The following is a 7311-nucleotide window of genomic DNA, read 5'->3' as shown; positions in this document are numbered from 1 at the left end:
TCTGTTGTCAAGGTTCAGTTTTTAGCTTGGTTATCGCTTTTTCCATTGTAGCTTAAAGCCGTCCTAAAAGGACGGGGTTTTAACCCAAATTTTCGATAAGTCGTGTCAGCTAGTGCGATCGCAAATCTCATATCTCAGGTCAAACAACAGCCCAACCCAACGCCAAGAACGGACAGCAAAACAATACACACTACCGCACTAAAAACTGTATTTTAAGCTACAATTTAATAAATATTTTACAAATCTTTACATTTCCCTCCCAATCTCTATAAAGAAAACCCAGAACCAGAATAAACAATCCCCAGAAGACGAGACAGAGAAACCCGATCCGACTTCAGTAGTGCAATCGCAGCATCCGTAACTTGTCCCCTCACCTCTGAAAACCCATGCTATCCTTGAGGTATTGCCCCAAAATCCTCAAATCAAATCGTGATGAACAATGCTGGCCTAGATACCAATTCTCCTTTGTTGCAAACCCTTCAGACATTACCTGTCCAACAACAACAAGAAATTCTCGATTTTTTGGAATCTATAGTCAATCAACACCATCAAACCCAAATAACCCAAATAGGTAGAATTGCAGGATTATATCAAGGTCAAGGCTGGATCAGCGATGACTTTAACGAACCCCTAACCGATCAACTCTTGCCTCCAACTTAACCCATGCAACTTTTATTAGATACCCATTAACTCAGAAAAACTATCACTAACCGTGCAGGATTTGTTATTTGATCGAAATAATCGCTTGTTTTTAAGCGTTGCTAGTGTCTGGGAAATGCAAATAAAACTGCAACTGGGAAAATTACAACTTAACCCATCTTTACAGGAATTAATTAAAAATCAAATAACCATTAATAATCTAGAAATACTTTCTATTGATCTAGCTCACATCTGGACACTACCAACCCTTATCCACTATCATAAAGACCCCTTTGATCGACTTTTAATATCCCAATCAATAACCGAAATTATGCCTATTCTGAGCGTTGATGAGATATTTGACCTTTACCCCGTTCAAAGAATTTGGTAAATTTCCCAAAATGTTAGGCGATCGCTCACCTCGCAGCTAGGTCAAGCAACACCCCCACCCAACGTCAAAGGCAGACAACAGGATCATACACATCCCAAAAAAACTGTGTCAAAAGCTACAATTTAATAAATCTTTACATTCTTCTCCCTAGCTTAGGGATTGACAGGGGAAGGAGTCTCAGGTGGTTTCCCCTGTTTTACTCCTTCTCGGGCGAACTATCGCCTTTCGTGAGGGATTGTGGCGCGGTGTGTCGGATTCGGTATTATTTATAAATATCACCACGCGGACCGATCTCAGTGACAATGAAAAGACGTTCTTCTCGATTGACCTGCATTAATACCCGATAATTACCCACCCGCAGGCGATAACTCTCTCGCCCTTGGAGTTTCTTGAAATCTGTCTGACTAGGACTCGCCAGCAATTTATCCAGTTCATTTAAGATGCGCTCTTGGCTACGGGGCTGTAACCGTTTTAGGTAACGCTCGGCTGGTTTTAAGATGATGTAGTGCCACATCCTAACTCAGCCTTCAACTCTGCTTTAGATTTGCCAGGATCGCACCCTTCTAAATATTCCTGATAGGCTTTCTCTGCCGCCTCAATTTCTTCGGGAGGCACGTCATCAGCCGTCTTTTGAGGTTTCTAAATACTCTAGGAATTGCTCAATATCTACAGCACTTTGGTTGTTCATGCCACTGCGCCTACTTCCTTATTGTTTTTCTGCCTTTCATGAACCATCATAAAACAAAAGAGGGATTGTGGCGCAGTATGTCGTATTCGCCTTTGCCTTCTCCCTTGACTGATCCTCAACTCGATCGCGAACTAAATTAAACAGGATTACCTCGCATCAACCAGAAGATAGACTGGGGATAATAGAAATAATTGAATAGGGCTAAATTACCGGAGGAAACCCTAACTAGCATTTTTGATCTACTGCGTCAACTGGCAGAGCAGATAGAATCAGAAGAATTAAGCATAAACAGTAGCTCTCTTTCATTGTAGGGAAAAGGGCAAAGGTTTAAGAGAAAATTATCATCTTCCCCTTTCCGACTTCTGCAAGCAGTCTATTGATTACTATTTTCTTCAGGAGGAGAAGGTGATAAAACAGGAGGAGCGATCGGTTCAATTTTATCCTCATTAACCGGGGGATTAATCACCTCTGGAACAGGAGAAGGGGAAGGAGAAGGGGAAGGAGAAGGGGAAGGAGAAGGGGAAGGAGAAGGAAGGGGAGAAACTTGAGGACTCGGCTCCGTTTCAGGAAGGGGAACAGGAATAGGAATTACTTCTTCTGGGGTGGGACTAGGAGTTAATTCTGGAGTCGCTTCTGGAGTAGGAATCACCTCTGGGGTAGGAGTCGGGGATGGGGTAGGAGTCGGGGAATAAATGGGAGTCCGTTGACGAGAAGGTCGTCGGATAGGGGGAAAATCTTGGGAGGGAGGAGGAATGATTTCAGGACTAGGAGAAGGTTCAGGGGTTGGTAATGGTTCAATTTCCTCATTTTTGGGTAAAAGAGCCATAAATCCCCGATATCCTAGGGCAAAAGCCCCAATTGTCACCGCAAAAATCAGCAAAATCGACAGCCAAGGATTCTTTTTTTCCCCAGAATTGGGTTGAATAACCACAGTGGGGGAGACGGTTGGTTTTGGGGGTGTAGAGGACTTTAATCGGGGACTATGGGGAGAAACCGCGATAGTCGGTTGGGTGGACAAATCGGGGGATATTTCTCCTAAAGCTGCCAACATTTCCCTGGCAGTAGCAAATCGATCCCGGGGATGAAAACGGATCGCTCGATCGATTACCATAGCTAAATTAGGATTAACATTTTCTGCCTCCTGTCGCCAGAGAATTTCCCCCGTGCGCGAGTCAGTTTCTAGATATTGGGGAGTTTTTCCCGTTAATAAAAAAATCGCCGTTAAGCCTAAGCTATAAAGGTCACTAGAAAAAACCGGTCTCCCGGCAGCCTGTTCCGAAGCCATATAACCGGGGGTGCCAAGGGCGATCGAATAGGCACTTTTTCCCGTAGGATCGAGTAAGGTGGCCACTGCCTCTTTCATTACCCCAAAATCGATTAAAACGGGCAAATTATCACTATTTCTTAAGATAATATTATCGGGTTTCACATCCCGGTGAATAATGCGGCGACTGTGAATAAAATCGAGAACAGGCAGTAAATTCTCTAAAATCGTCCGCACTACCGAGGAGGATAATTTTCCCTGTCGTTGCTGTTTTTGGGTTAGTGTCTCCCCTTCAATCCATTCCTGCACCAGATAGAAGTGATTATCTTGGGCAAAATAACCGTATAAACGGGGTATTTGGCGATTTTGTTCCCCCAATTCCTCTAAAACGCTTGCTTCTTTCTGAAAACGTTCTTTTAACCATTCTGGCATCTCCTCACTTTGAATAGCTGGCTGCAATTTTTTAATCACACAGCGCCGTTGAGAAGGCATATTCGTATCGATGGCGATATAAGTTTCCCCAAATCCCCCCCTAGCAAGGGTACTAACAATTTGGTAGCGATTGTTTAAAAGCACTAGATTCATTACCCTGAGAGTGCAAGCGTGGTCTTAAATTGTTCCTAGACTAACATTCTTTCGTTAAGGAAAAAGTCAAGGGAAAAACTAGAGTCAAGTCTAAGGAATCCAGCGACGGATTTTCGTCCACAAAGGTGCATTATCTTGACTACTCATCTCCTGAAAACTTTGATAACAATCGTAGGCGCGATTAAGATGGGCGGTGATTTCTGTCGCATTGGGATGGGAATTGCGATCGGGATGCCAATAACACAAGAGAGTTTTATAATTATTCTCAATCCGGCTAGTCGTGGTAAAAGGAGTAATCCCCAAAACTCGCCACCAAACGGGATTAGCCGACTCTATAATCATCACGGCCAAGGAACGGGGCGAAGGATAGAGAATTTGGGCGATTAATGACCAATCTGACCCATAACACCGCCGATAAACCGCTTTAACCCGCTCTTTTCCCAACTGTTCACAAGCTTGTAAATGCCATTGACGAAAATCCCTCCGCATCTGCTGATGAGTTCGCAAATCTCGCTGGGCAAATCTGCCCTCAGCTAGTTTATTAGTGCCGATATTGTTAAAGTTACCATTAGCGATCGCTTTTAGATCCCAGTAAAGATGATAAAAAGGATCTTGACCCAAGGCGAGACTTTCCAGAATTTCCTTAGCGTAACCTCTAGCCGGATTTAATTGCAATAATTCCCCTAATTCCCGACAAAACTGCTCATTTTCGGGCATACCGCGCCATTGCCAATAATTAATATCCGGTTTTGCCAGAGACTGCCTATATACACTGCGCCACACCTGCGGAACAGTACAGGCGATCGGGGTAGCCAAGGGAGTAGCCAGGGGACAAAATTGACCATTTAAAGAGCTTTCAGGAGCATCTTCCAGCAAACAAGCAAGATGATAGGCGGGATGACTACGGGGCTTTTTTTGGGGGCTAATAAACCAAAAAGCCGTTAAAATGAGAATTAGGTACAAGAGTAGAGAAAGAATTTGCTCCGCCATCGCCACTTTTAGTTAGTCTGCTCAGTTACCCGAAGAATTATAATTGGTGCTATGGTCGCTGAAAAGTTCTTTGTATCTCGGCTGATTGTCAGAAATCTGCCTAAAGGAGGTTGTTTGCAGTAGGCTAATCTAGCTAACAGGCTTCTGGGTTTGATATACGGAAAAGTTCGCCGCAATTCCGCTAAAACGGGGTGATATGCCGAAAGTTTTCCCATATCCTTACTCTGGTTATTCGGAAAGTTTCTGTATAATTAATAGTTGGATGGCTTAGGTTATCGGTTGGGGCATACTTGAAGAGTGTCTGTTCGAGTTCAAAAATTAAAGTGATCAGCACACCTGGAGCAATATGCGGCAATCAGAATCAAAAATTGCGCTGCTGATTGATGCAGACAACGCCCCTGCATCAAAAATTGAGGCGATCGTCTCTGAAATTGCAAAGTATGGAGTTGCCAATATTCGTAAGGCTTACGGAAACTGGAAAAGTCCTGCGCTGAAAGCCTGGGAGGAGTGTTTGCATGAATACGCTATTCGCCCCGTCCAACAGTTCGACTATACGAAGGGCAAAAATGCTACTGATGCTGCAATGATTATTGATGCAATGGATTTGCTGTATACACAACAGTTGGATGCTTTTGCAATCGTGTCGAGCGATTGTGACTTTACTCCTTTAGTGATGCGAATTTTGACAAATGGCTTAAAAGTCTATGGATTTGGCGAGAAGAAAACACCATTGCCTTTTGTTTATGCGTGTTCAACATTTTTATACCTAGAAACTATTGATCAAGCAGTAAATTCTGAGGAGACTTCCAAAGTTTCTGCAAGTGTGAAGAAAACTGGTAAAGAGTTGAAGCAAGACACCAAATTAATCAGTTTATTGAGGGGCGCTGTTTCTAGCACTCTAGACGATGATGGTTGGTCGAATTTGGCAGAGATTGGCGGACACATAGCAAATCAGACATCTTTTGACCCACGCAACTACGGATATGCAAAGTTGAGTGGCCTGTTCGAGGCTATTGACTTATTCGAGATTCAGCGAAAAAATAAGGCAGTCTTCGTGAGGAGCAAGCAAAAGAATGGCACTACTCCAAAAACGTAGTGCAGATCTGGTAGGGTGCGTTCCTTAATGCAATTCCTACCGCTGCAGCGATCAATTTTAAGGAAACCCAACATCCTTACCTGTTACTATGAAAGGGTATAATAAGTTTACTTAAGGTCATCAAAGAGGTAACAAAACCTTAATGGAAAGTCGTATCCATATCCATCCAGATATTTGTAATGGAAGACCTGTTATAGCTGGAACCCGAATTCCGGTGCAAACAGTTATGGAATTTTTGGGAGCAGGGGATTCTATTGAAGAAGTCCTTGAAGAATATCCTTCTCTGAATCGAGAAGATATTTATGCCTGTATGCAATTTGCAGCAAGATTGATGGCGAATCACTATGAAGTCAGAAAAATTGCATGAATGGTTTTTTCTTCGATGAAAATTTACCAGCTAAAATCCTCTTCACTCCATCTTTACCGATCATTTTTAGGGAGAAGTCCAAGTGATACGGAAATTTGGCAATATGCAAAGGATAAAAAACTGGTTATTGTTACGAAAGATACAGACTTTTCCGATCAACTAATGCTTAATTTTTTTTGCACCTAAAGTAGTACATCTCCGTTTTGGCAATATACGAAAACGCGAATTTCATCAGTTTTTAGCTCGTATTTGGCCAGAAGTTGAAGCTTTGGTTATTGAACATAAATTAGTTAATGTCTATTTAGATCGAATTGAAGCATTTAGATAATTTTTCCTAACATTCATTGCGATATCGCTAAGGTGGGTAATGCCTGCCTTACTCTAGGGAAAGTCCAGTAATAATATCTTCTGGGGGAATCCCAGCCTGAATTAAAGTGGTTGTTAATCCTTCTTCAAGATTATCATCTTCAATGACAATTTTATTTTTCAATAAACGAGCGTGAAATAAAATTGTATTAATCCATGCTTCTTTTTCCCAACCAGTCATAATTATTAAAAAGTTGCCTGATTCTGGATCACAAACTGGGGTAATTTTAAGGGTTTGTAATCGAGGTTGCATCGCCGACTCTTTTCTGATAACTTGAGTCAGAATATCGGCATAATTTACTGTGTTATCCATTCGCAAATTATCTCCTTTTGAGGATTATAAATAATTAAATTGATTCTGTTACGTTTAATAACCAGTTGGAAAATAGCTTTTTTGAAGTGTTTTAAATAAACCGCTTGACTAATGCCCAAAAAAAGTTTTCTTTCAGGTTCTTGTGAATCTAAAGCCCATTGGTATAATTGAAGTTGTCCTATTGTTTTTTCTAATTCACTGATAACTGAAGGCGTATCAAAGTCTTTGATTTCTACGGCAATTTTACGATCTTCTTTTTCCGCAGCAAAAAACTTTTCTGCTCCTAAATCAGCTTTAAGCAAGGTTTTTTCTAAGGTTAGAATTAAAGGATCATCAGTGATTTTCCAACCCTCTTTTTCTAAAGTATGACGTAATGATAAATGTAGATCGTCTCGTCTGGACATCCTTATAAACCCTGCTTAAGAGGTTCGATTTCTATTCTACTACAGTTCGCCCTAATTCGGATTTATTATGACCGAAAAAGCGGTAAGGTGGGCAATGCTCACCCTACTATTTCTATTTTCGCTTGGTCAGGCTAGAGACTAACCCTAATCCTCCTAATCCTAACAAGGCAACAACGGAACTCAGTGCAGATCTGGTAGGGTGTGTTCC

The 7311-nt window shown here is 41.8% G+C and carries 10 protein-coding genes; 5 read left to right on the top strand and 5 right to left on the bottom strand.

All coding sequences use genetic code 11. The features are described from left to right. Positions 1–432: 432 nt before the first annotated feature. Both PX636_RS14185 and PX636_RS14180 read left to right on the top strand, forming a co-directional pair. Positions 433–660, top strand: coding sequence for a DUF2281 domain-containing protein (locus PX636_RS14185; RefSeq protein ID WP_002799199.1), 228 nt, complete (start codon positions 433–435; stop codon positions 658–660). A 52-nt stretch (positions 661–712) separates the two neighbouring features. Beyond that, positions 713–1030: a type II toxin-antitoxin system VapC family toxin gene (locus tag PX636_RS14180; protein ID WP_288117630.1), complete on the top strand. Its 318-nt coding sequence runs from the start codon at positions 713–715 to the stop codon at positions 1028–1030. A 262-nt stretch (positions 1031–1292) separates the two neighbouring features. On the opposite strand, the gene PX636_RS14175 is transcribed toward PX636_RS14180, so the two are convergent. The 3 genes from PX636_RS14175 to PX636_RS14165 form a co-directional block, all read right to left on the bottom strand. After that, a complete protein-coding gene (locus tag PX636_RS14175) occupies positions 1293–1544 on the bottom strand; it encodes a type II toxin-antitoxin system RelE family toxin (protein WP_002799202.1) in 252 nt (83 codons plus the stop codon). Positions 1545–2091: 547 nt separating this feature from the next. Beyond that, positions 2092–3567 carry a serine/threonine-protein kinase gene (locus tag PX636_RS14170; protein WP_288117629.1) on the bottom strand — a complete coding sequence of 492 codons (1476 nt, stop codon included), beginning with the start codon at positions 3565–3567 and terminating at the stop codon, positions 2092–2094. A 90-nt stretch (positions 3568–3657) separates the two neighbouring features. Continuing rightward, a complete protein-coding gene (locus PX636_RS14165) occupies positions 3658–4557 on the bottom strand; it encodes a J domain-containing protein (RefSeq protein ID WP_288117628.1) in 900 nt (299 codons plus the stop codon). Positions 4558–4903: 346 nt separating this feature from the next. Between PX636_RS14165 and PX636_RS14160 the strand changes: the two genes are divergently transcribed. The 3 genes from PX636_RS14160 to PX636_RS14150 all read left to right on the top strand — a co-directional run bounded on the left by PX636_RS14160 (position 4904) and on the right by PX636_RS14150 (position 6206). Then, positions 4904–5653 (top strand): NYN domain-containing protein, encoded by a 750-nt coding sequence (locus PX636_RS14160; RefSeq protein WP_012265277.1) that lies wholly within the window; start codon positions 4904–4906, stop codon positions 5651–5653. 142 nt (positions 5654–5795) lie between these two features. Further along, on the top strand, positions 5796–6020 hold the full coding sequence (locus PX636_RS14155) for a DUF433 domain-containing protein (protein WP_008199295.1): 225 nt from the start codon (positions 5796–5798) through the stop codon (positions 6018–6020). After that, positions 6021–6206, top strand: a complete 186-nt coding sequence (locus PX636_RS14150; protein WP_308417902.1) for a DUF5615 family PIN-like protein — start codon at positions 6021–6023, stop codon at positions 6204–6206. Between the two features lie 190 nt (positions 6207–6396). On the opposite strand, the gene PX636_RS14145 is transcribed toward PX636_RS14150, so the two are convergent. Beyond that, entirely contained in the window at positions 6397–6699 is a 303-nt protein-coding gene (locus PX636_RS14145) for an element excision factor XisI family protein (RefSeq protein ID WP_002734790.1), read from the bottom strand. After that, on the bottom strand, positions 6684–7103 hold the full coding sequence (locus PX636_RS14140) for a XisH family protein (protein ID WP_002774526.1): 420 nt from the start codon (positions 7101–7103) through the stop codon (positions 6684–6686). The genes PX636_RS14145 and PX636_RS14140 overlap by 16 nt, the downstream gene beginning before the upstream one ends. Positions 7104–7311 lie beyond the last annotated feature (208 nt).

Source organism: Microcystis sp. M53598_WE2, from assembly GCF_030067735.1.
Classification (GTDB): Bacteria; Cyanobacteriota; Cyanobacteriia; order Cyanobacteriales; family Microcystaceae; genus Microcystis; species Microcystis aeruginosa.
The sequence above is the reverse complement of the archived record's forward strand: the minus strand, read 5'-3'. Positions and strand labels throughout refer to the sequence as shown.

What these genes read in the sequence shown, in the direction of transcription:
- PX636_RS14185 (WP_002799199.1), top strand. Translation starts at nt 433, where the DNA reads ATGAACAATGCTGGCCTAGATACCAATTCTCCTTTGTTGCAAACCCTT.
- PX636_RS14175 (WP_002799202.1), bottom strand. Translation starts at nt 1,544, where the DNA reads ATGTGGCACTACATCATCTTAAAACCAGCCGAGCGTTACCTAAAACGG.
- PX636_RS14170 (WP_288117629.1), bottom strand. Translation starts at nt 3,567, where the DNA reads ATGAATCTAGTGCTTTTAAACAATCGCTACCAAATTGTTAGTACCCTT.
- PX636_RS14165 (WP_288117628.1), bottom strand. Translation starts at nt 4,557, where the DNA reads ATGGCGGAGCAAATTCTTTCTCTACTCTTGTACCTAATTCTCATTTTA.
- PX636_RS14160 (WP_012265277.1), top strand. Translation starts at nt 4,904, where the DNA reads ATGCGGCAATCAGAATCAAAAATTGCGCTGCTGATTGATGCAGACAAC.
- PX636_RS14155 (WP_008199295.1), top strand. Translation starts at nt 5,796, where the DNA reads ATGGAAAGTCGTATCCATATCCATCCAGATATTTGTAATGGAAGACCT.
- PX636_RS14150 (WP_308417902.1), top strand. Translation starts at nt 6,021, where the DNA reads ATGGTTTTTTCTTCGATGAAAATTTACCAGCTAAAATCCTCTTCACTC.
- PX636_RS14145 (WP_002734790.1), bottom strand. Translation starts at nt 6,699, where the DNA reads ATGGATAACACAGTAAATTATGCCGATATTCTGACTCAAGTTATCAGA.
- PX636_RS14140 (WP_002774526.1), bottom strand. Translation starts at nt 7,103, where the DNA reads ATGTCCAGACGAGACGATCTACATTTATCATTACGTCATACTTTAGAA.